This is a genomic window from Pseudarthrobacter sp. AG30 (genome assembly GCF_003116525.1).
Lineage (GTDB): Bacteria > Actinomycetota > Actinomycetes > Actinomycetales > Micrococcaceae > Arthrobacter.
The window spans coordinates 1-20,846 of the sequence record NZ_QEHL01000015.1; the positions used below are offsets into that span (position 1 = coordinate 1).

General features: G+C 66.4%; 25 protein-coding genes. 11 read left to right on the plus strand and 14 right to left on the minus strand.

Annotation, left to right across the window (positions count from 1 at the left end; translation table 11 throughout):
• Positions 1–552 (minus strand): DUF222 domain-containing protein (locus DC347_RS13300; RefSeq protein WP_240617795.1); only part of this gene is annotated, 552 nt, incomplete at its 3' end.
• 212 nt (positions 553–764) lie between these two features.
• Between DC347_RS13300 and DC347_RS13305 the strand changes: the two genes are divergently transcribed.
• Positions 765–2,255 (plus strand): amino acid permease, encoded by a 1,491-nt coding sequence (locus tag DC347_RS13305; RefSeq protein ID WP_109045804.1) that lies wholly within the window; start codon positions 765–767, stop codon positions 2,253–2,255.
• A gap of 80 nt (positions 2,256–2,335) precedes the next feature.
• Here the strand turns inward: DC347_RS13305 and DC347_RS13310 are convergent, their stop codons facing one another.
• Positions 2,336–3,199, minus strand: coding sequence for an SDR family oxidoreductase (locus tag DC347_RS13310; RefSeq protein WP_109045805.1), 864 nt, complete (start codon positions 3,197–3,199; stop codon positions 2,336–2,338).
• A gap of 120 nt (positions 3,200–3,319) precedes the next feature.
• Here DC347_RS13310 and DC347_RS13315 point away from each other — a divergent pair, with 120 nt between their 5' ends.
• Positions 3,320–3,697, plus strand: a complete 378-nt coding sequence (locus tag DC347_RS13315) for a helix-turn-helix domain-containing protein (RefSeq protein ID WP_109045806.1) — start codon at positions 3,320–3,322, stop codon at positions 3,695–3,697.
• A 214-nt stretch (positions 3,698–3,911) separates the two neighbouring features.
• On the plus strand, positions 3,912–4,175 hold the full coding sequence (locus tag DC347_RS13320) for a hypothetical protein (RefSeq protein WP_018763057.1): 264 nt from the start codon (positions 3,912–3,914) through the stop codon (positions 4,173–4,175).
• Positions 4,176–4,184: 9 nt separating this feature from the next.
• Here the strand turns inward: DC347_RS13320 and DC347_RS13325 are convergent, their stop codons facing one another.
• On the minus strand, positions 4,185–4,934 hold the full coding sequence (locus DC347_RS13325) for a 3-hydroxybutyrate dehydrogenase (RefSeq protein WP_109045807.1): 750 nt from the start codon (positions 4,932–4,934) through the stop codon (positions 4,185–4,187).
• A 46-nt stretch (positions 4,935–4,980) separates the two neighbouring features.
• Positions 4,981–6,360: an MFS transporter gene (locus DC347_RS13330; protein WP_109045808.1), complete on the minus strand. Its 1,380-nt coding sequence runs from the start codon at positions 6,358–6,360 to the stop codon at positions 4,981–4,983.
• Between the two features lie 127 nt (positions 6,361–6,487).
• On the opposite strand from DC347_RS13330, the gene DC347_RS13335 reads away from it, so the two are divergent.
• Positions 6,488–7,384 carry a LysR family transcriptional regulator gene (locus tag DC347_RS13335; protein ID WP_109045809.1) on the plus strand — a complete coding sequence of 299 codons (897 nt, stop codon included), beginning with the start codon at positions 6,488–6,490 and terminating at the stop codon, positions 7,382–7,384.
• Between the two features lies 1 nt (position 7,385).
• On the opposite strand, the gene DC347_RS13340 is transcribed toward DC347_RS13335, so the two are convergent.
• The 3 genes from DC347_RS13340 to ccmD all read right to left on the minus strand — a co-directional run bounded on the left by DC347_RS13340 (position 7,386) and on the right by ccmD (position 10,264).
• Positions 7,386–8,291 carry a spermidine synthase gene (locus tag DC347_RS13340; protein WP_018763053.1) on the minus strand — a complete coding sequence of 302 codons (906 nt, stop codon included), beginning with the start codon at positions 8,289–8,291 and terminating at the stop codon, positions 7,386–7,388.
• A 108-nt stretch (positions 8,292–8,399) separates the two neighbouring features.
• Entirely contained in the window at positions 8,400–9,344 is a 945-nt protein-coding gene (locus DC347_RS13345; protein WP_109045810.1) for a sigma-70 family RNA polymerase sigma factor, read from the minus strand.
• Between the two features lie 155 nt (positions 9,345–9,499).
• Entirely contained in the window at positions 9,500–10,264 is a 765-nt protein-coding gene (ccmD, locus tag DC347_RS13350) for a heme exporter protein CcmD (RefSeq protein ID WP_165838039.1), read from the minus strand.
• A gap of 192 nt (positions 10,265–10,456) precedes the next feature.
• Between ccmD and DC347_RS13355 the strand changes: the two genes are divergently transcribed.
• The 5 genes from DC347_RS13355 (at position 10,457) to DC347_RS13375 (ending at position 14,410) form a co-directional block, all read left to right on the plus strand.
• Positions 10,457–11,476: a hypothetical protein gene (locus DC347_RS13355; protein WP_109045812.1), complete on the plus strand. Its 1,020-nt coding sequence runs from the start codon at positions 10,457–10,459 to the stop codon at positions 11,474–11,476.
• Positions 11,476–11,907, plus strand: coding sequence for a phage holin family protein (locus DC347_RS13360; protein WP_109045813.1), 432 nt, complete (start codon positions 11,476–11,478; stop codon positions 11,905–11,907). The genes DC347_RS13355 and DC347_RS13360 overlap by 1 nt, the downstream gene beginning before the upstream one ends.
• Positions 11,904–12,545 (plus strand): DUF3618 domain-containing protein, encoded by a 642-nt coding sequence (locus tag DC347_RS13365; protein WP_018763048.1) that lies wholly within the window; start codon positions 11,904–11,906, stop codon positions 12,543–12,545. The genes DC347_RS13360 and DC347_RS13365 overlap by 4 nt, the downstream gene beginning before the upstream one ends.
• A 110-nt stretch (positions 12,546–12,655) precedes the next feature.
• Positions 12,656–13,834, plus strand: coding sequence for a YihY/virulence factor BrkB family protein (locus DC347_RS13370; RefSeq protein ID WP_109045814.1), 1,179 nt, complete (start codon positions 12,656–12,658; stop codon positions 13,832–13,834).
• A 318-nt stretch (positions 13,835–14,152) separates the two neighbouring features.
• A complete protein-coding gene (locus DC347_RS13375) occupies positions 14,153–14,410 on the plus strand; it encodes a hypothetical protein (RefSeq protein ID WP_018763046.1) in 258 nt (85 codons plus the stop codon).
• A gap of 19 nt (positions 14,411–14,429) precedes the next feature.
• Here the strand turns inward: DC347_RS13375 and DC347_RS13380 are convergent, their stop codons facing one another.
• From DC347_RS13380 to DC347_RS13400, 5 genes are read right to left on the minus strand one after another with little or no spacing between them, the layout of a single operon-like run.
• A complete protein-coding gene (locus DC347_RS13380; RefSeq protein WP_165838040.1) occupies positions 14,430–15,164 on the minus strand; it encodes a glycosyltransferase family 2 protein in 735 nt (244 codons plus the stop codon).
• Between the two features lie 44 nt (positions 15,165–15,208).
• Complete coding sequence (locus DC347_RS13385; RefSeq protein WP_109045816.1) at positions 15,209–16,591, minus strand: bifunctional PIG-L family deacetylase/class I SAM-dependent methyltransferase; 1,383 nt, start codon at positions 16,589–16,591, stop codon at positions 15,209–15,211.
• On the minus strand, positions 16,585–17,667 hold the full coding sequence (locus DC347_RS13390; protein ID WP_109045817.1) for an acyl-CoA dehydrogenase family protein: 1,083 nt from the start codon (positions 17,665–17,667) through the stop codon (positions 16,585–16,587). Before DC347_RS13390 ends, DC347_RS13385 begins: the two co-directional genes overlap by 7 nt.
• A 54-nt stretch (positions 17,668–17,721) precedes the next feature.
• Positions 17,722–18,414: an O-methyltransferase gene (locus DC347_RS13395; protein WP_018763042.1), complete on the minus strand. Its 693-nt coding sequence runs from the start codon at positions 18,412–18,414 to the stop codon at positions 17,722–17,724.
• 59 nt (positions 18,415–18,473) lie between these two features.
• The gene (locus DC347_RS13400) at positions 18,474–18,797 is read right to left on the minus strand and encodes a thiamine-binding protein (protein ID WP_018763041.1); all 324 of its coding nucleotides are present in this window, start codon (positions 18,795–18,797) and stop codon (positions 18,474–18,476) included.
• A 122-nt stretch (positions 18,798–18,919) separates the two neighbouring features.
• Between DC347_RS13400 and DC347_RS13405 the strand changes: the two genes are divergently transcribed.
• Complete coding sequence (locus DC347_RS13405) at positions 18,920–19,537, plus strand: TetR/AcrR family transcriptional regulator (RefSeq protein WP_026264947.1); 618 nt, start codon at positions 18,920–18,922, stop codon at positions 19,535–19,537.
• Positions 19,538–19,776: 239 nt separating this feature from the next.
• Positions 19,777–20,001: a hypothetical protein gene (locus DC347_RS13410; RefSeq protein WP_018763039.1), complete on the plus strand. Its 225-nt coding sequence runs from the start codon at positions 19,777–19,779 to the stop codon at positions 19,999–20,001.
• Positions 20,002–20,085: 84 nt separating this feature from the next.
• Here the strand turns inward: DC347_RS13410 and DC347_RS13415 are convergent, their stop codons facing one another.
• A complete protein-coding gene (locus tag DC347_RS13415; protein WP_109045818.1) occupies positions 20,086–20,424 on the minus strand; it encodes a hypothetical protein in 339 nt (112 codons plus the stop codon).
• Between the two features lie 83 nt (positions 20,425–20,507).
• Complete coding sequence (locus DC347_RS13420) at positions 20,508–20,765, minus strand: hypothetical protein (protein WP_018763037.1); 258 nt, start codon at positions 20,763–20,765, stop codon at positions 20,508–20,510.
• Positions 20,766–20,846: the final 81 nt, after the last annotated feature.

The following is a 20,846-nucleotide window of genomic DNA, read 5'->3' on the forward strand; positions in this document are numbered from 1 at the left end:
AAGGTCACCGGGGGCCGCGCCTCGGGCCGGGTTGGGCGCGTCAGGGTCGAAGAAGTGCGCCACCAACCCGGCCGCCCCTGCAGGGGTGAGGCCTTCGGTTTCGTCGGCCACGATCCGGGCGTGCTGCCACGACATGTCACCCGTGGACAGGGCCTCGACCACAGGGGGCAGGGAGCAGACCCGGCGGGATTGCTCCACCAGCGCCCCGGAAGCCCCCGAACTGATGGTCAGGATCCCAGCGATCTCCTCCACCACGGACATCTCCGCGAACGTGCGCTCCTCCACCGGGGCGTCCGGCGGAAGCAGAGCATGCTGGATCTCAACGGCATCCGCCACATCCCGCGCCTTCACCGCCGCCAGCTGGGCATCCAACCGGGCCACCACCTCCAGCCGCCCCAGACATGACTCATACCGCCGCTGCAACACATCCACATCAGCGCCAACACCGATACCGGCAGCGAGGGAAACATCCCTCAAAATCAGTGCATCCAGCGCAGCAACAGAGGCAGAAACACCCTCCATCACCACCGCCAGATCCGCACCGATTCCCATAAACACATCATCCAACGGGGCACTGACATTTTGACCCAGCACGCGGGTCCGGGGCCACGCGGGTCCGCAGCCACCCGGCAGGTATTGAGCAACCTGGCTGCTGATCACAGTCTGGAACCGAAGACAGCAACCAGCCGTGAGCCTCATCACGATGCCTGCGAAAATGGTCTGCTGGTTAGCGGCTCCCCTCCCAATGACGAGAAGGTATTTGCATGCAACCAGCTTCAACCCCAACCCGGACCGAAACCGCGGCGGAAACGCACAAGCCGGCTGCCGTCGTCGGACACGTCCTCAACCGCGGCTTGAACGTGCGGCACATCCGCTTCATGGCCCTGGGATCGGCGATCGGCACGGGCCTCTTCTACGGCTCCGCTTCCGCCATCCAGAAAGCCGGACCAGCCGTCCTGCTCGCCTACATCATCGGCGGCGCCGCGGTGTTCATGGTGATGCGCGCCCTCGGTGAGATGGCGGTGAGGCACCCTGTGTCCGGTTCCTTCAGCCAGTACGCCGGACGGTACCTTGGCCCACTGGCCGGCTTCGTGACCGGCTGGACGTACGTGTTCGAGATGGCCATCGTGGCCATCGCCGACGTCACTGCCTTCAGTATCTACATGGGGTTCTGGTTTCCGCAGGTGGACCGCTGGATCTGGGTCCTTGCCGTCATCTGCTTCCTGGCGGCGTTGAACCTGCTCAGCGTCAAGGTCTTCGGCGAACTCGAATTCTGGTTCTCGCTGATCAAGGTCGCCGCCATCATCGCCATGATTGCAGGCGGTGCCGCGATCATCACGTTCGGGTTCCAGGCCGCCGGTTCAACCGTGGCACCGGGCCTTGGCAACCTCGTTGACCACGGCGGACTGTTCCCGAACGGCTTCGAAGGCCTGCTGGCATCCTTTGCCGTGGTGATGTTCGCCTTCGGCGGGATCGAGACCCTTGGCATCACCGCCGGTGAAGCGGCCGACCCCAAGAAGGTCATCCCCAAGGCCGTCAACACCGTCCCGGTCCGCGTACTGCTCTTCTACGTCCTGACGCTGGGCGTCCTGATGAGCCTTTTCCCGTGGGACCAGGTGGGCAGTGACGGCAGCCCCTTCGTCCAGATCTTCAGCGGCCTGGGTATTCCCGCGGCGCCCCACATCCTCAACGCCGTCGTGATCACCGCCGCGCTCTCCGCGATCAACAGCGATATCTTTGGCGCCGGCCGCATCCTCTTCGGACTCTCCAACCAGGGCCACGCACCGGCGGCGTTCGGCAAAGTCTCCCGCCACGGCGTCCCTTGGATGACGGTGGTCATGATGGCCGGGATCCTGCTGGTGGGGGTGGTCCTCAACGCGGTCATCCCGGAGGACGTGTTCCTGGTCATCGCCTCGATCGCCACCTTCGCCACGGTGTGGGTGTGGGTGATGATCCTGGCCTCCCACGTGGCAATGAAGCGGGAAATCGTCCGGAAGGGCCTGCCGGCGTCGGAATTCCCCTCACCGTGGTGGCCGGCCGCGTCAGTCCTCACCATTGCCTTCATGGCGCTGGTGATCGCCATCCTGGGCGCTTTCGAGGACACCCGGGTGGCCCTCTACGTGGGCGCCGCCTGGCTGGGCCTGCTGGTCCTGGCATACCGGCTGTGGGTGAGAGGTGACGGACGACGCCGAGCCCACCTTGAGGACGAAACCTCGCCGCTGCCCGTGGTCGGGACCGCCCGCAACAGCGGGTAGGCACGTCATCGGCGAAAGGTGCCGGCCCCGCCGGGGCCGGGCACCTTTCGTCGTCCGGTGACGTACTGTCTTCCGCTGCCTTACGCCGCAGCCGCGGCGGACCGGACGGCCTGGGCGAGGGACGTCGTCGGGCGTCCAATGAGGCGCCGGAGGTCTCCGGTGCTGACCAGGAGGTCACCGCGGGCGATGCCGAGATCCGAGTCCGCCAGGACCTCGGCGAATGCCTCCGGCACCCCCACGGAGGTGAGCAGGCCGGAGTAGTCCTTGGCGGGGAGGTCGTTGTAGGTGATGGCCTTGCCAGTGGCGGCGCTGATCTCAGCAGCGAGGTCCGCCATGCTGAAGGCTTCATCTCCGCCCAGCTCGTACACCTTGCCGGCCTGGTCCTCGGCCACCAGGACCGCGGCGGCGGCGTGGGCGTAGTCCACCCGTGCAGCGCCACTGACTTTGCCGTCCCCGGCGCTGCCTGCGACCGCACCCTGGGCGAGGGTACCGGGCAACTGCTCCGTGTAGTTTTCCAGGTACCAGCCATTGCGGAGCAAGGCGAAGGGAACACCTGACTCCCGCAGCAGGGCCTCCGTGGCCTTGTGCTCCCCGGCCAGCAGCATGCCGGTGGTGTCCGCGTTGGCGATGCTGGTGTAGGCCAGCAGTTCCACGCCTTCGGCCCGGGCTGCTTCGATGACGGTGCGGTGCTGTTCGACGCGACGGCCCACTTCGCTGCCGGAGATGAGCAGCACCCGGGTTGCCCCCTTGAGCGCGGCGGCAACTGAGCCTGCGTCGGCGTAGTCCATGGCCTTGACGTTGACTCCGCGCGCGGCGAAGCCGGCCAGCTTTTCCACGGAACGTCCGGCGGCCACAATTCCGGCTGCGGGCACCCCACGTTCAAGAAGGGCTTCGATGACATGCTGGCCCAGCTGTCCGGTGGCGCCTGTAACAACAATGCTCACGATGGATCCTTTCGAGGAATTTGATCTGTCGAAGGGCACAACCGCGAGCCATGGAGAATACTTCCTCAAAGAGAGTACGCACTTTGAAGTAAGGTACTGACCTTTAGGTAAGCTAGTGACATGGAAGCTGTTCCGCAGGCCGCACCGCTGCCCCTCGCCTTCGCCGACGGCGTGTTCCCCGCCGGATGCCCCAGCAGGACCCTGCTGGACCACATCACCAGCAAGTGGGGAGTGCTGATCCTGATCGCCCTGTCCGAAGGCGAGCAGCGATGGAGTGATTTGCGGCGCCGGGCCGAGGGCATCAGCGAGAAGATGCTGGCCCAGACCCTGAAGACCCTCGAGCGGGACGGCCTTGTCAGCAGGAATGCCCAACCGGTCATTCCACCCCGGGTGGACTACAGCCTCACCGAGCGTGGCTACGAGCTGAGCGGGCTGCTGGTGCCCCTGGTGGCGTGGGCCTTCGAGAACGCGGAGGACATCATTAACAGCAGCCGCTGATGCTCCGCCGGACCGCTGGGGGATGTACCGCGCCCAACAGGCAAGTAGTTCCACTGGACAAAACAAGTACTTGTTACTGGTGTTGCTGATGTGAATAGCGCATAGCGTAGGCGTACGGTGCCGGCCGGAATGGGAGGACCATCCTCCGCTGGGAGCGTTCCGCCGACCAACACCGTTAGCAGGCGGCCGGCTGCCGCCTGAAGGGGAGGCTCACATGGCCAAGGGCTACGCACAGGACCTTTCCGGCATGGGCCGGCCCGTCAGCCTGCGCGATGCCTTGGTGACAGTATGGCGCCGGGCCAAGGGGGCCGTCAGCCCACGATGCCCCTACCGGGTGGGCGACACCGTGATTGGCGACGACCCCTTCAGCGGCAGGCGCGAAGGGGTTGTCGTATGGCATGATCGCCGGTCAGTGGGGCTGAAGACCACCCACGGCGTCTTCTTCTACGATCACCGCGTGGTCAAACCGATGGACTAGCGGGGTAACCTACCGGGCAGACCAGCCGCCGTCCATGGTGTAGCTGGCCCCCGTGACCATAGCGGCACTGTCGGAGGCCAGCCACGCAACCAGGGACGCCACTTCCTCCGGTTCCACCAAGCGTTTGATGGCCGATTCGGTGAGCATCACCCTGGCCAGGACCTCAGACTCGTCGATCCCGTGCACCTGGGCCTGGTCCGCGATCTGCTTCTCCACCAGGGGCGTGCGGACGTAGCCCGGGTTCACGCAGTTGGAGGTAACACCGCGCTCCCCGCCCTCCAGCGCCGTCACCTTGCTCAAACCCTCAAGGCCGTGCTTGGCGGATACGTACGCGCTCTTGAACGGGGAAGCACGGATACCGTGCACCGACGACACGTTGATGATGCGGCCAAACTGGTTGGCGTACATGTGCGGCAGGGCGGCCCGGACCAGCAGGAACGGCGCCTCCAGCATCAGGCTGATGATCCTGCGGAAGTCCGCCGGATCAAAGTCCTCAATGGGGCTGATGCGCTGGATTCCCGCGTTGTTCACCAGGATGTCCACATCCAGGCTGAGGGTGGCCAGGGCGTCCACGTCCAGGAGGTCCACGGCCCAGGCGGTGCCGCCCACCTCGTCGGCGAGCCTGGCAGCTGCGGCGGAGTCGACGTCGGCCACCACCACTTTCGCGCCCTGGGCCGCGAGTGCGCGCACGCAGGCGGCACCGATTCCGCTGGCACCGCCGGTGACCAGTGCCTTGCGTCCATTCAACGTGTTATCCATTGCAGTTCTCCTTCATGCGCCCAAACGGTCCAACGGCTCCGGCAGCCTAGCGTTGGCCGGCTGGGAGCAGTCCTTCGCGGGTGGCGTCTTCCTTGTCCACGTCCTCCAGGGCGATGCCCTTGGTTTCCTTCAGGCTCAGCACGGCCACCGCGGTAATGGCACAGGCGACGAGCAGGTAGATGGCCGTCGGCACCCACGAGCCGGTGTCCTTCAGCCACTGGGTGGCCAGGAGCGGCGCCAGCGAGCCGGCGAAGATCGACGTTACCTGCGAGCCGAGGGATGCACCGGAGTACCGCATGCGGGTGGGGAACATTTCGGCCATAATGGCAGGCTGTCCGGCGTACATCAGGCCGTGCAGGCACAGGCCGATGGTGACGGCGAGGACGATGACCACGGCGTTGCGGGTATCGAACATGGGGAAAGCGAAGAACGGCCAAGTGGCACCGAGGATGGCGCCGGCCAGGTACACGGGTTTGCGTCCGATCCGGTCCGCCAGGCGGCCGTACTGCGGGATGATCGCGAAGTGGATGACGTGTGCGATCAGCAGTGCCAGCAGCAGCGAAGAGGTGTCGTACTTGTGCACGCTCTTGAGGTAGACGATCGCGAAGCTGACCACCAGGTAGTACATGATGTTTTCGGCGAACCGCAGGCCCATGGCCTGGAAGATGCCCTTGGGGTACTTGCGGACAACCTCGAACACGCCGTAGCTGACGGCCTGTTCCTTCTCCACCAGTTCCTTGGCTTCGAGGAAGATGGGTGATTCGCTGACGTTGGTGCGGATGTAGTAGCCCACGAACACGATCACCGCGGAGAGCCAGAAGGCCACGCGCCAGCCCCAGCCGAGGAATGCCTCGCTGCTGAGGGTGGTGGACATGATGTAGAGGACCAGGGTGGCCAGCAGGTTGCCCACGGGGACGGCCGCCTGGGGCCAGCTGGACCAGAAGGCGCGGGTCTTGTTCGGGCTGTGTTCAGCCACCAGCAGGACGGCACCGCCCCATTCACCGCCGAGCGCGAAGCCCTGGATGAACCGCAGCGCCACCAGCAGGGCTGGAGCCAAATATCCGATGTCGGCGAAGCCGGGGAGGCAGCCCATCAGGAAGGTGGACACGCCGATGATGACGATGGTCAACTGCAGCGTGGGCTTGCGGCCGAGCTTGTCGCCGATCTGGCCGAAGACGATGCCACCCAGCGGCCGGGCAATGAAGCCCACCGCGTAGGTCAGGAAGGCTTGGATGATTCCGTCCAGGTCATTGCCGGTGGACGGAAAGAAGTACTTGCCAAAGACCAGGGTGGCGGCGGTGGCGTACAAGAAGAACTCGTACCATTCCACCACCGTGCCCACCATGGAGGCGGCAACGATCTTCTTCAGTCCGGTTCCTTTGGGTGCATACCTGGCTTCGTTTGCCTGGCTGTGCTCAACGCTCATGGTTCTCCTCAGTGTCCACATTGACACGTGCTGTGATCTCCAGCACAAGTGACTCAGATGAGTATTGCTGCACAAACTTTGCAGCTCAATGCCCAAAGAGGCACCTGGCATGTGCACAATTGCAGATATGAACGCCAATCCTGACGACCTGCTGGTCCTCCTGGCGGTGTCCCGCTCGGCAAAATTCACGACGGCGGCCCAAGCCCTGGGCTTGAACCACACCACCGTCTCGCGCAGGATCGCCGCGCTCGAGAAGGCGCTTGGTGGCCGGGTACTGTCCCGGGCCGCCGGCGGCTGGGAACTCACGGAGCTGGGCGAGCGTGCCGTGCAGGTGGCCGAACAGGTCGAAGCGGTGCTGGGCACGCTGGGACCGGCCGGCCAGGCACCCGACCCGATTACCGGCGTCGTACGCATGACGGCGACCGACGGCTTCAGCGCCTACATCGCAGCCCCCGCCGTGGCGCGGCTGCGCCGGCACCATCCCGGCCTGAGTGTTGAGGTGGTGACCATGACCCGGCGGGCACTGCAGCAGCGCTCCGGGCTGGACATCGAGGTGGTGGTGGGCGAGCCGCAGGTGCACCGTGCGGAGGCCATCCGGCTGGGCGAATACCGGCTGGGAATGTACGCCTCCCGCACCTACCTCGCCGAGCACGGAACTCCGGCCACCGTGGCCGAACTCAATGAGCATCCCTTGGTCTACTTCGTGGATTCGATGCTCCAGGTGGACGATCTCGATGCGCCGCGGCGGCTGGTGCCGGCCATGCGCGAGGGCCTGACGTCAACCAACGTGTTCGTCCATGTGGAGGCCACCCGGGCAGGTGCCGGGGTCGGCTTCCTGCCGTGCTTCATGGGCGATCTCCATGACGACCTGGTCCGGTTGCTGCCCGGCGAAATCGGTGAGCTGCTCCCCTACTGGATGGTGCTGCGCCCGGACTCGCTCCGCCGCCCCGCGGTGGCCGCCGTCGTGCAGGCCCTGCGGGAACGGATGGCCGAGCACCGCGGCGCGCTCCTGGGCCGGGGGTAAATTACCGGATGATTGGCTCAACCGGCTCGTCATGCCGGACCAGCGCACCGGCCGCGAAGGCCCGGACCTGGGCATCGTCCCAAAGATGGGCGGGGACGGCGCCGCCAAGGAGCCGGCGCCGCAGTTGGGGATCGTCGCCGAACGGCACATCGCTCCCGGCCATCACCATGTTGCCGTAGCGCCTGCCCTTCAGCATGGCGGGGTCGGCGATGATCACCGTGTGCTTGAAGGCAGCGGCGATGGTGGCGGCGTCCTCACGCGCGTTCTTGAGGTCCGGGGCGTCCCCCGAGTTGGCCACGAACAAGCCGCCCGGCGCCAGGACCCGCTTGGCGTGGGTGGTGAATTCGGCGGTGGTAAGAGGCCGCGGGGTGAAGGCCCCGGCAAAGACATCGCGGATAATGAAGTCCCTGGTGTGCTCCGTGAGGGTTTCGGTCACCGCCCGGGCCTCCCCCACGCGGATGCGGAGCAGCGGCGCCTTCGGGAGGTCGAACCAGCCGCGCACGTATTCAGCAAGCTTGCCGTCCAGTTCCACCACCACTTGCCGGGCATCGGGGTAGGCGGCGGCGAAGTAGCGTGCCATGGAGCACGCACCGCCGCCCAGGTGCAGGCCGCGGAGCTTAGCCGACGATGCGTCCGACGGCGGCCAGCGGGACTCAATGAGCGCCGCCATCCACCGCATGTACTCAAAGTCCAGGAACAAGGGGTCGGCGAGGTCGATATGCGAGCTCATGACGCCGTTGATCTTCAGGAGCCAGCCCGTGGAGTTGTCCTGGTCCGCCACCAGCTCGCAGTCGCCGGTGTCAATGTAGTAGACACCCTCCACCGGACCGTCCGGCGCCGTGCCCTTGGGCACCTCCACCACGCCTGCGGACCGGCCCCGGCCTCCCGACTTTCCGCGTTTGGCCATTATTGGGGCCCGCCTTCACTCATGGTTCAACCCTAGTTGAAGCCATCGAACCCCCCGGTCAGCGGGCCTCATGGCGTGAACGCTGTCCCGTGGCCACGCCGGATCCGTTCAACTGGTGCCTGTGCAGTCGAGGCGGCCCCTGCCCGCGACGCCTGGACGGCCGGTCTTCCTGGGCCGCCGGAACGGCACCACCTGGTTGGCCGGCTGGGCCGTCCGCGCTTCCCGTTCCGTCCTCGCCTTGCGGTCCCCGACCGGACCGTCCACGCCGGCGCCTTCTTCCAGCCGGCGCTGCAATTCCGTCAGCACCTTCGCCAGGCGTCGGGAAACCTGCATTTGGGACATACCGAGCCGCTTGCCCAACTGCACCTGCGTTTCCTCGCAGAAATAGCGGCGGTACAGCAGTTCCCGATCCACGTCAGCCAGGTCCTTCATGGCGGCGCGCAGGCCGGCGAGCTCCTCAAGCCTCTCCAGCGGCGTTTCAGGACTGGCCAGCATCTCACCAATGGACGGGGCATCCGAGTGCGGACTCACCGCGTCGAGGGAATCGGGGTGCATGCTGCTGGAGGCCGACATGGCTTCCAACACGTCCACGGGATCCGCACCCAGCTCTCCGGCCAATTCGGCCACACTGGGGATCCGGCCCAGGGACTGGGTGAGTTCCGGTTCCGCCCTGAACAGGCGGGTCCTCAAGTCCTGGACCTGGCGTGGCGGGCGGACCACCCATGTCCGGTCGCGGAGATACCTCTTGAGCTCACCGGTGATGGTAGGCGCGGCATAGGCCGGGAAACTGTCACCCTTGGCCTCGTTGAATCCACGGGCGGCTTTCACCAGTCCCAGGTAGGCGACCTGGTTCAGGTCCGCCCGTTCCCTGCCGCGTGCTTCAAACCGTGCGGCCAAGGCCTCGGCAAGATCCAGGTACCTCAAAACCATGTCATTTTCGGATGCCCCCTGCGAACGCTCCGAGGCGGCCCGCGGAGATGGCGGATCAGATGTTTCGGCCTGTTGATGGACCGGGACGGTGTTAGCGGCCAAGGCGGCAAAGGATTCGGGCATGGGTGCTGTTTTCCCTCGGTCTGGTTCCGAAAGCCTGCGGCAAGACTTAGAAGCAGGAAATCATAAGGCTGCTTATAAAACAATCCTTGTCCGCCCGCGCGGGCGTGGGAACGGAAGAAGGAACCGCCTTCCGCCCCCACCCGGAGCAATCCAGCCTAGAGGTCCGCGTGCGGGTTCTTCACGTCGCGCACATCGCTCTCCGCGTCGCTGTTATTGATCCGCCGTCCGGCCTCAGTCCGCGGATCCGCAGCCGGAGAATCAGGGCGCTCTGCGTCGATGGGCCGCGCATCACTGGACTCCGCGTCACCGCCCGCAGCGTCGCTGCCCACAGAGTCATGGTGCCGAGTATCAGAGTGCGGCAGGTCGGTGCCCACAGCGTCACGGTGCCCAGCCTCAGCCTGCGGCAGATCGTTGCCCGCGATGCCATGGCGCCCGGTTTCGCGTTGCACAGCCGGGTGATGCACAGCCGGGTCGTGCCCGACGTCGGCCGCATTGCCGCCATGATTGGAAGCCTCGGCCTGCGACTGCCCGTCCCGGGCCGCCCCGTGTACGTCGCGGCCCGTGCCGTCACGACCGACGTCGGGATCCAACTCGTCCGCCTCGCGGGCATGGCCGGCAACGTCGCTGCGGAGGGACTGCGCTTCCCGGCTGCGTTCCTCGGCTTCCTGCCGCAGCCGGGCCGCGTCCACTTGGGCCTGCTCGGCGTCGGCGCGTGCACGGATGGCCTTGGCTTCCCGTTCGCGGGCGTCGAGTTCCATGTTTTCAGCCTTGCGGCGGATCTCGGCCGCTTTTTCCCGATTCTCCTGGTCCCTCTTCTCCTGCATCGCCTTGCGGCGCCGTCCGCCGGAGAGGAGCAGCACAACAATCAGTGCCACGACGACAACCGCAACCACTACCCATACCCATGGAGCTGTATCCATGTTTCCCACCACTTCCCACTTCGTTGTGACCGGGCAGGCCAGAGCCATTCCGGCTGACATTTTTACTCGAACGGTTAGAACCCAATTAGCAAGGGTACTTACCTTTCATTAGTAAACATGCTTACTATTTTACGGCCAGTACCGCTGGTTCTTGATCAGCAACCAGCCTTCTTTCTGAAAGGAAGAGCGAAGATGACAGAGAACCAATGGCCCGAGGACACCGCAAACACGGCCCCTCAGGCACATACAAGAATCCCCGGCGAGCGCCGGCCCGCAAACTTTCCGTCTCCGGCAGCCAGCTATGGCGCTGAGAGCGGAAACGGGTACGCACCCGCCGATTACGAACAAACCCAGACCATGCCGGAGGGTGCCGGCACCGGTTCTGCGTCCTCACGCACCGAAGCTGCCAAGGACGAGGCAGCAGGCGTAGCCAGGACAGCAGCGGGTTCCGCACAGAACGTGGCACAGACGGCCAAAGAAGAGGCAGCCAACGTAGCCTCGGAGGCAAAGTCCAACGCGCAGGACCTGCTGCACCAGGCCAAGTCAGGCCTCACGAGCGAGGCCGCAACGCAGCAGCAGAAGGCTGCAGAAGGCATCCGCAACATTTCCGGCCAGCTGCACAGCATGGCCAGCGCCCCGGACCAGCACGGCATGGCCAGCGACCTGGTCCGGCAGGCGGCCGAGCGGACATCATCGATCGCCACCTGGTTGGAGAACCGGGAACCCGGAGACCTCCTGAACGAGGTCCAGCGGTTTGCCCGCAACCGGCCCGGAACGTTCCTGCTCCTCGCTGCCGGAGCCGGTGTCCTCGCCGGACGCTTGACCCGTGGCCTTACGGCAGGCGCCCCGGAGTCTACCGGCTCAACCGCATCAGCTGCCGCAGGCCTTTCCGGCCAGCACGCAGGCACGACATACCCGGACCAATACGGCCAGCCGCCGGCCGCCGGTGGTGTAGTGCCTCCGCCGCCCGTCCAGCTGCCCGGTCCGGCCACCACCACGGCCGGATACGACGGCGGCGCGCCGGGCAGCAGCTACCCCGAGTCCACGTCGACTGCCAGCGGCCTCGACAGCCCGCAATTGGTGGAGGAACCGTGGTCCGGAAACCAGGTTTCCGACGACCCCCTGCGCGACCGCGAACTGGCCGATGACCCGATGGCGGCTGACCCCTTCACCCGGGACCGCGCCAGGGGCGGCCAGACTGGCGGACTCTGATGAGCAGCCACATGCCTGAGCCGCCGCCAAGCGCGGCGCATGTGAAAGCGGACAACGCCTCCCTAGGGGAGTTGCTCGGCGACGTAACGCGGGACTTGTCCACCCTCATGCGCCAGGAAGTCGATCTGGCCAAGGCTGAACTGAAGCAGACCGCCACCCGCGCAGGCAAAGGATCCGGCATGCTGGCCGGCGCCGGGGTTGGCGGACACTTCGTCCTGCTGTTCCTGTCCTTGGCCCTGATGTTCGCCCTCGGCGCCGTCATGCCGCTGGGCTGGTCCGCCCTGATCACTGCCGTGGTCTGGGCCATCATTGCAGCTGTCCTGGCCTCCATGGGCCGCAAGGAACTGAAGCAAATCAAGGGCATGCCCCAGACCGGCGAAACCCTTTCTGAGATACCCCCAACCCTTAAACCAGGTGAGGTAAACCGATGAGCGAAAACCCTGACGTCATCCGCGCAGACATCGAAGCCACCCGGGCACGCCTGGGAACAAACGTGGACGCCGTGGCCGACAAAGTCACGCCGTCCAACATCGTCCACCGGCAGACCGACAAGCTCAAGGATGCGGCCACCGGGATGAAGGAGAAAATCATGGGTGCAGCAGACACCGCCACCACCAACGTCCACAACACCACGGGCGCAGGTGCGCACTCAGCGGCGGACAGCCTGCACCAGGCTGGCGACGCCGTCTCGGCAAAGCTTTCCGATGCCGGCCACGCCGTCTCCCAAACCCCGGGCCAGGTGAAGTCAAAGACCGCTGGCAACCCGCTGGCTGCAGGCCTCATCGCGTTCGGGGCCGGACTCCTGGTCTCGTCGCTGATCCCGCCAAGCCAGAAAGAGCGGGAAGCGGCCGATCAGCTCAAGACGGCAGCCCAGCCACTGGCCGCCGAACTTACTGACGCCGCTAAAAACATGGCCCAGGACCTCAAGGAGCCGGCACAGGAAGCCATGGAAAACGTCAAGGCCACGGCAACCGACGCCGCCCAGAACGTCAAAGCTGAGGGCCAGCACGCAGCCGACGACGTCAAAGACCGTGCCGCAGACGCGAAGGACACCGTCCAAAGCAGCTGACGCTCCGCTTACCGCGGCTCCCTAAAGGCAACACCTAAGACGACAGGCCGGCACCGCCACCCGCGGGGTCGGCCTGTCCTCTTGGCCCCGAGATCGAGAGGACTCCCCCATTGGCCACTCACAACACGTCCGAGACCAGTACCGCGAAGGCGGGCCAGGCCCCCGATCCGAACGATTCGCGAAAACCCGGGAGCCCCCGGGACCTGGAGAAGCCCTCCTGGAAGTACATCGCCAGGAAGACGCTGCGGGAATTCAGCAAAGACCAGTGCCCGGACCTGGCAGCGGCCCTGACCTACTACTCCGTACTTTCGATCTTTCCGGCGCTGCTGGCGCTGGTATCCCTCCTGGGAATCTTCGGCGACCCGCAGAAGACCACCTCCGCCCTGCTGGACATCGTCCAAGGTTTCGCCCCCGGGCAGACCGTGGAGACGATCCGGCCGGTGGTCCAGGACATCGCGAGTTCCTCGGCCGCCGGCTTCACCCTTGTCCTGGGCCTCCTCACGGCACTCTGGTCCGCGTCCGGCTACGTCGGGGCCTTCGGCAGGGCCATGAACCGTGTCTACGAAGTCGATGAAGGCCGTGCCTTCGTGAAGCTGCGGGGCACCATGCTCGGCGTCACCGTCGTGAACCTGCTGATCGTCGTCGTCATCGCGGCGATGCTCGTGCTGAGCGGCCCCGTGGCAGAATCCGTCGGGAACCTGATCGGGCTTGGAGGAGCCTTCCTGACGGTGTGGAACATCGCCAAGTGGCCAGTCATGCTGGTGCTGATCACCGTGGCGATCGCCATCCTCTACTACGCCACACCAAACGTGAAACAGCCGAAATTCCGGTGGATGAGCATGGGTTCGGCCATCGCCTTGGTGGTGTTCCTGCTGGCTTCGCTGGCCTTCGGCTTCTACGTGGCGTACTCCAACAGCTACAACAAGACCTACGGCGCCATTGGCGGTGTCATCGTCGCGCTGCTCTGGCTGTGGATCCTGAACATGTCCCTGTTGTTCGGCGCAGAGTTCGACGCCGAAGTGGAGCGCGGCCGCGAACTTCAAGCCGGCATCAAGGCGGAGGAAACCATTCAGTTACCGCCCCGGGACACCAAAAAGAGCGAGAAACTTCAGCAGCAGATCGAGGAAGACGTCAAGCACGGCAGGGAACTCCGGGAGAAGCACGGCCAGGAGGGCAACGGCTTCCAGAACCAGGGCGAAAGGCACCGGGACAAGGTTCGCGAGAAGGTCCGGGCCCGCGACGAAGAGGGAGAGTCCGACGGCGGGGGCCGGCCGGGCAGCAACATGTAACGGTCCGGGCCGGCCAGGGAGGAAGGGACTAGGCAGGACCTTCGAGAAAGAGGAAAATTCATGGTGAAGGTCCTGTCGAAGTTTCCCGGGCTGTTGAGGTCCGGGGTGAAGCGGGGCCGGCGGTGAGATGGCCTCTTCTGAGACCGAGGCCAGTCCCCCCAGTCGCCGTCGGCCCCCCAGGGGCCTGCCCTCTTTCGGCGTGACTGGACAAGCCGCGCCTCCTGCAATAGTTTCGTGAATACCTTGCCGGGGCCTTTTGGGAACCGGCGTGGCCGCTGAAGCAGACGGCGGATACAAGCTCCAACCAAATGAGCGAACATGACTGCTACACATTTTGACCAGTTCCTAGCCGAGGCAGTTGTCCCGGACAGGGAGCCCGGACTGGGCCTTGGACGGGACGAGCTCTATGGCCTTTACACCAGCTGGTGCCTCCTGAATAAGGCCGAGCCCCACACCCCGTCCTCCCTGTGGGAGGCGTTGCAGCAGGCAGGCATCGATCCCGACAGCAACAACCTTTCCATGACCGGACCGGCGGCGGCGGACTACATCGTGGCGAGCGCTCCGGACCTCGTGTGACCGCCGGACGCACGCGCCGTCAGGGTTGCGCCAGCGCCAGGAGGTAAGCGGCGAACCCGCCGGGCGCGCGGCCGCTGGTCCGCCCCGAGGTAAGGACGCGCGTGGTGTCAGTGGAAACGATTGCTGCCCCGCCCGCGCGAATCCGCTCCACCAGGATCCTGTCTTCGTCGCGGTCAATCCCAGGGAAGCCCCCGGCCGCGAGATAGGCCGAAGCGCGGACACCCAGGTTGGCCCCATGGACGTGTGGGTGGTCCTCGGCCAAGGCATGCCGGGAGTGCCAGCGGGCCAGCAGCTCGTGGTGTGTCCCATGGGCATCGGGCTCCACGGAGCCAAGGACAAGGTCGGCTCCGGCTGCTGCCAGTTCCAGCTGCCGGAGCAGCCAGTCTTCCGGTACCTGTGAATCGGCGTCGGTGTTGGCCAACCACAGGCGACGTGCCGGAATACCCGCCGCGCCGGACCCGCCCAGGCTTTCCAGCACCACCCCGCAACCTGCCCGGCGGCTCTTTCCCACACTGTGGAAACCGACGGGCAGGACGCGGAAGCGGAGGTCACGGGCTGCGAAGCCGGCGGCTACCTCCAGCGACCGGTCCGTGCAGGCGTCGAGGACAATAACAACCTCCGCCTCAGTTCCGGGACTGTCCACGGCCAGCCGGTCCGCGGCGGTTCCGGCTGAAGTGAGCGCCCGCTCTAGGGCCTGTTCCTCGTTGTGCGCCGGGATCACGACGGCCACTTTGTCGATCTGCGTTGCCGCCATACCGTCCCGACACCCTGCGGCTGGACCCCCCGGCGCCGCCAGCGTCATGCCACGCCCGTCCCGCTGGCCGGGCACACCAGGACTTCCAGGACGAAGTCGCGCTCCCGGTACAGCCCCGTGGTTGGCCAGCCCAACCGTTGGCGGGCGAGCGCGTGGACGGTGTCGCCGTCGAGCTGCCAGCCGTCGATCGGGTGCCGCCAGTGGCACAGGACCAGGACCCCGCCCGGTTCCAGTGAGGCCTCCACCCGGTCCCACAGGTCAGCGAGCTCGCCGGGGGCCAGGTAGTAGCCGACCTCGGACACCACCAGCAGGTCGAATGTTCCGCCGGGCCAGGAGCCTGGGACCACGCGCTGCTCGACGCGGACCCCGTGGTTGCCGTCAAGCCGTTGCGTGGCTCGGCGAACCGCGGTCCCACTGGCATCAACGGCCAGCAGGCTGCGGCAGCGGCCCGCGAGGTCCTCCGTGAGGGTACCGATGGAGCAGCCCACTTCCAGGCCGCGCTCATAGGTCTCATCCGGGAGGGCCGCGAGGGTGATCGCCCGCTTGCGCCGCTCATACCAGCTCGAGGCGTAGTTCCAGGGGTCGGCGGAGCCGTTATGGACGACGTCGAAGACCTCCTCGGCGTCCTGGCTGGAGTGCGCCGGGCCGGACGCGTCCCGGGGCGGTGTCCAGGCAAACACTTCGTAGCCTCGGGCGAAATGGCCAAGGAACTCACGGCTCAGCAAGGTTTCGTCCCCCTGGGCCGGGGACAGCGGCATGACTTGGGTGGCGTGGGCAGCCATGGCACGTTCCTTGGCCGCGCCGGACTCGCCGTCCAGCGGGAACCGGAGCCACGCCCGCCACTGCTGGTCACCGGGCGTGGCCCAATGCCAGTACCAGATGGGGTACTCCAGCAGTGCGTGGCCATCCTTCCTGGCGGTTTCCGCTGCCACGGCACCGAGTGCGTCGTGGTCGGAGTGGCCGTCGGAACGGTAGGGCGCAACCAGGACCAGCTGGTCGGCCCGCCCGGGCAGCCGCGCCGCTGCATCCCTGACGGCAGCGGCGATGGCGTCCGCGTGGGAGCCGAGGCCGCGGTCCGGAAAACCGAGGAAGCGCCACCGGTCCCCCAATCCCAGGACGGTCAGTGCCGCGGCGAATTCCGCCAACCGGGCCTGCGCCAACTCCTCGGGTGAGGTGGTGGGGGAATCCGGGTGGGATCCCTCCCCCGCCGTGCACAGGAGGACTTCCACTTGCGCGCCCAGCGCGGCCAGCCGCGCCATGAGTCCGCCCGCGCCGAGGGTCTCATCGTCAGGATGGGCGGCCAGGACCACGAAGCGCAGCGCAGCGAGTTCATCGGGGCCGAGCGGCAGTTCCGGCGCGACCGACAGTTCGCTTCCGGCCCAGGCTGCTTCGGCGGTGCCTTGGTCCGCGTGCGAGAAGGTCACCACGGGCAGTCACCCTTCAGCGTGAGGCGGCCCAGCTGGGCGTCGTCCCGTGACCCGTGATGCTGGCGCACGTACAGTCCCAGGTCCGCCGTCCGTTTGGCATAGCGTTCGTCGAAGGCAAGTGGGGCGGGGCCCCGGTTGGAAAGCACCAAGTGCAGGACGCGTTCGACGACGGAAGCAACGGTTCCGCGGACACGCTGGGCTTCGCTCCAGGAACTTTGGCCGTGGGCGCCCAGGCTGCCGTCATCGATGCGTGCCGCGGTTCGGACGAGGTATTGCATGGCGGCAGTGAGGGTGCGGTCCACCTCGCCGAGGGCGGCGAGCGCCACTTGGTCCGGTTCCCTCCCGGCGTCGGCGCCGGCTAGCAGGCCGGCGCGGAAATCGCGGGCCACTCCCACCGCGCCGCCCAGCCAACAGGCGGCAACGCCCACGCCTCCCCAGGCGAAGCCGGGGCGGCTGTGATACCAGCCGGTTCCACCCAGGGCCACTGCCGGAACGTGGTCGAAGTGCACGGTTCCACTGGGGATCTCCCGGAGGCCGCGCGCCACCCAGGCGGGCTCTTCGCACCTTACCCCGGGGTGGCGGAGGTCGACGGCGAAAGCCGCCCTGCCGCCGTCGTCCGTATGGGCGGTGATGACGGCACGGTCCAGGCTTGCAGCCAAGGAGCACCACGGTTTGGCCCCGTCCAGGACCACCGTGCCGCCGTCGCGGCTGGCCCGCAGGCTGACGCCGGGGGCCTCTGCCGCGAAGACGCCCCATGACGCTCCGACGCCTTCCCCGGGCGGCTGGTCAGCGGTATCCGTGCCGGCAGCTTGGGAAAGAATGGCAATGGCGTCCATATGCGGCTCTAATACCCGGGCTGCCGCCACGTCAATGGCGGCGACAGAGGCCAGGAGCTCCCATAACAGCTGCGTCCGGCCTTCTCCGGGACGCGGCCAGGTTTCGCCCGCTTCCACGGCCAGGGCCAACAGGGCAGTGACGTCGCCTGCAGCGTCCGGAACTGCGCGCAGGAATGAGCTCCATGGGGAGATGCCGGCGTCGGTGGAATCAAAGAAGACAGAAGTGGTTACCGCTTGCAAACGTTCCTCCATCGACGCTGGGGGCGCCCGGCCCCCGGGACGCATCTACACAGCTTACTTACTATTTGGCGGGAGGATGCGGGCAACGGCGAATCCGTCCCAGCCTTTGGAGCCCACGGTCTGTATTACGGTGGCGTCCAGGCGCGGGTGGTTGCCCAAGAGCGTGAGTGCGTCAATGATTCCGGGCGCATTGACCGGATCCATGCCCGGGTCCAGGACCGCACCCTCCCAGATGGTGTTGTCCACCACCACGGTGGCACCCGGCCTGCACAGCCTGACGGCCCACTCAAGGTAGTGGCTGTTGTTCTGCTTGTCGGCGTCAATGAAGATGAAGTCGAACGGTTCCCGGTCCTCTTCCTCAAGGGCGGCAAGGGTGTCGAGCGCCGGCCCCAGCCGGATCTCCACTTTCTCCCCCAGGCCGGCGGCGTCAATGTTCGCCCACGCCACCTCGGCGTGCTGGGGCAGGTATTCGCACGTGACCAGCGTGCCACTGGGCGGAAGGCCCCGGCCCAGCCAGATGGTGCTGTAGCCGGCCAGCGTTCCGATTTCCAGGATGCGGCGGGCCCCGGACATCTGGACCAGCAGCTTCAGCAGCTTCCCGGCGTTGGGTGCCACCTCGATGGCGGGCATCCCGGCATCCGCCGCCGCCCGGATGGCCTGCTGGAGGGCCGCATCCGGATGCACCACGGTTCGGGACAGGAACTCTTCGGTGGCTATCCACTCCGGACGGGGCTTGTGCTCGAACATGGGCACAGTTTGGCACGGGGCGCCGTGGGGGTCCAGATGCGTCCGGTCCTCCCGCGGGCTCAGGATTCCTGGGCCAGTGCGCCTTCCAGGCGGTCCACTTTCGCGGTGATTTCGCCCGAGTAACCCGGCCGGATATCAGCCTTGATCACCAGCGACACCCGGCTGCCGTAACGTCCCACAGCCTCGGTGGCACGCTTGACGACGTCGAACACCTCGTCCCATTCACCCTCGATGGTGGTGAACATCGAATCCGTCTGGTTGGGCAGACCCGACTCCCGGACGATCTTCACCGCGGCGGCAACGGCGTCGTGCACTGAAGCGTCGTCGGGCCTGGCGCCCTCGCTGGGAACACCTGAGGGAGCCACGGAAAATGCAAGCAACATGCCCCCAGTGTCCCACGCGGATCCCGGCCGCCGCAGGCTGGACCACCGGCAGCGGCCGTCACATAAGCGCCTACCCTGCGGTAACCATGCCGGCCGGAGCCTCCGTTGCTAACCTGTTGGCCATGAGCCTCGCAGTCGCCCGAAAGCCCCTCCGTGCGGACGCAGCGCGGAACGTGGACAAGATCATCACGGCGGCGCGCCAGTGTTTCCGGGAATTCGGTCCCGAAGTGCCGCTCCAAACCATCGCAACAACGGCCGGAGTGGGCCCGGCTACCCTGTTCCGGAACTTCGCGGACAAGGAAGAACTGGTCCTCGCTGCGCTCAACCGGCAACTCCGCCTTACCGTGGACCCCGTCATGGACGGCGCCCTGGCCGATATCGACGCCACAGCGGGGTTGCTGCGCGTACTCGAAGCACTGATGGCAGCCGCCAGCGCCGACGCCAACCTGCTGTGCGCCGTCGCCGGGCGGCGGGAACTCCTCACCGGGATCACCGGTTCGCTCATGGAGTCCATCAGTGTGCTGCTGGTCCGGGGACAAGGACAGGGCACGCTGCGTGCCGACATTTCCATGACCGACATGTTCCGGCTGCTTGCCATGCTGATCGGCGTGGTGGACACCATGGAGCCCGGCTCCGATGCGTGGCGGCGGCCCCTGGCGCTGGTGGAGGATGCCATCCGCGCCGACCGGCCGGCGCGTCCGCTTCCCGCGCACGTGCCTGTCCCGGCCCCCACAGCCTGAACCGGCGCTGGCCCACTGGCCATCCGCCGCGGCGCCGTGCCAGGTCCGGCGCCGTGCCAGGTCCATTGCCGGGTGGGGTCCATTGCCGGGCGGGATACATTGTGGGGGCGGTTACATTGTGGGGGCCTTGTCCAGTGCCATAGAATCGGGAGAGGTTAAGCAGCCAGCCGCGGGAATTTCAGCTGGAGGCGACCCATGAGCAATTTTGCGCCCTTCCGCCGCGCAATGGCAGCACTGCAATGAACAGTTCACACCTTGTCCGCTACCTCACGGACCCCCGTGGCCCCGAGGAAGTCCTCCCGGCCCTGGAGCCTGCGGAACTCGCGGAGCTGCTGGACGCCCTCTACCAGAACCTTGATACGCCAGAGCCCGAGTTCGGCGCCGAGGCGTGGTACGAGATGGCAGTCGAGGAAAGCTGCCGCAGGGCCGCTTCGCCCGATGGAGCCAGCCAAAGACTGGCTTAGCCAGCGAGCCCCCGCCCGGGGCTCATCCCGGACAGCACGGAAATACAACCCGCCCCTGCTCGATGCCGGGCACGGCAGTCAGGATTATTCCGGGGCCCATTCTGCAGCATCGCCTTTGCCCTCGGGCCGGCCCGGTTCGGTGTCGTGGGCATGCGGGTGGTGTTCGTGGAACTCGTTGGGGACGTGTTCTTTCGCTTCCATCAGGTGCTGCTGCAGCTTTTCTTCCGCATCCCGGCGCCGCCTGGCAGTGTCCCGCAGTTCCCGGGTTCCTTCCGAGCCGCGGGGATCAAGATAGGCGGACCGCTGCTTCGCAGGCTGCTCCGCTGGCGAACTCCCGGCGGAGTAATCTTCCGGCCTGTCTTTCCCGGCGTCCTCGGTGCCCTGGCCGTCTTCCGGCCCGGCGGGCCGTGACTGTTCGTCCATTTCGGTTCCTCCTTTGTGGCAGCGCCCGTGAGGGCCGCCTCTGTTCCAGTGCACCATACGCGGCACCCGGAAGGCTGGGGGCGTTAGGCCCTGCCGCCCTCAGCCCGCTTGCGGACCTCCCGGCGCACCAGGGCTTGCAAGGCAGGGGCGGACGACGACGGGTCCAGGTCGAGTGCCGCCTGCAGCCTCTGCGACAGGATTTCCAGGTCCTCCGGCGGCACGTCCGACAGGCCTGCAAAGCGCTTGAAGAAACGTTTGGCGGGAAGTCCCGCCCGGCGTCGAGCATTTTTTTGCCGGGGACCGCCCGCCAAGTCCCTTGCCACCTGCAGCTTGTTTTCCATGGGTGCCGTTCATCGCGAATGCCGTGGCCAGCTGCATAAGCCGATTTCATGATACAACCGGCAAACCACGCAGGGCGTGAT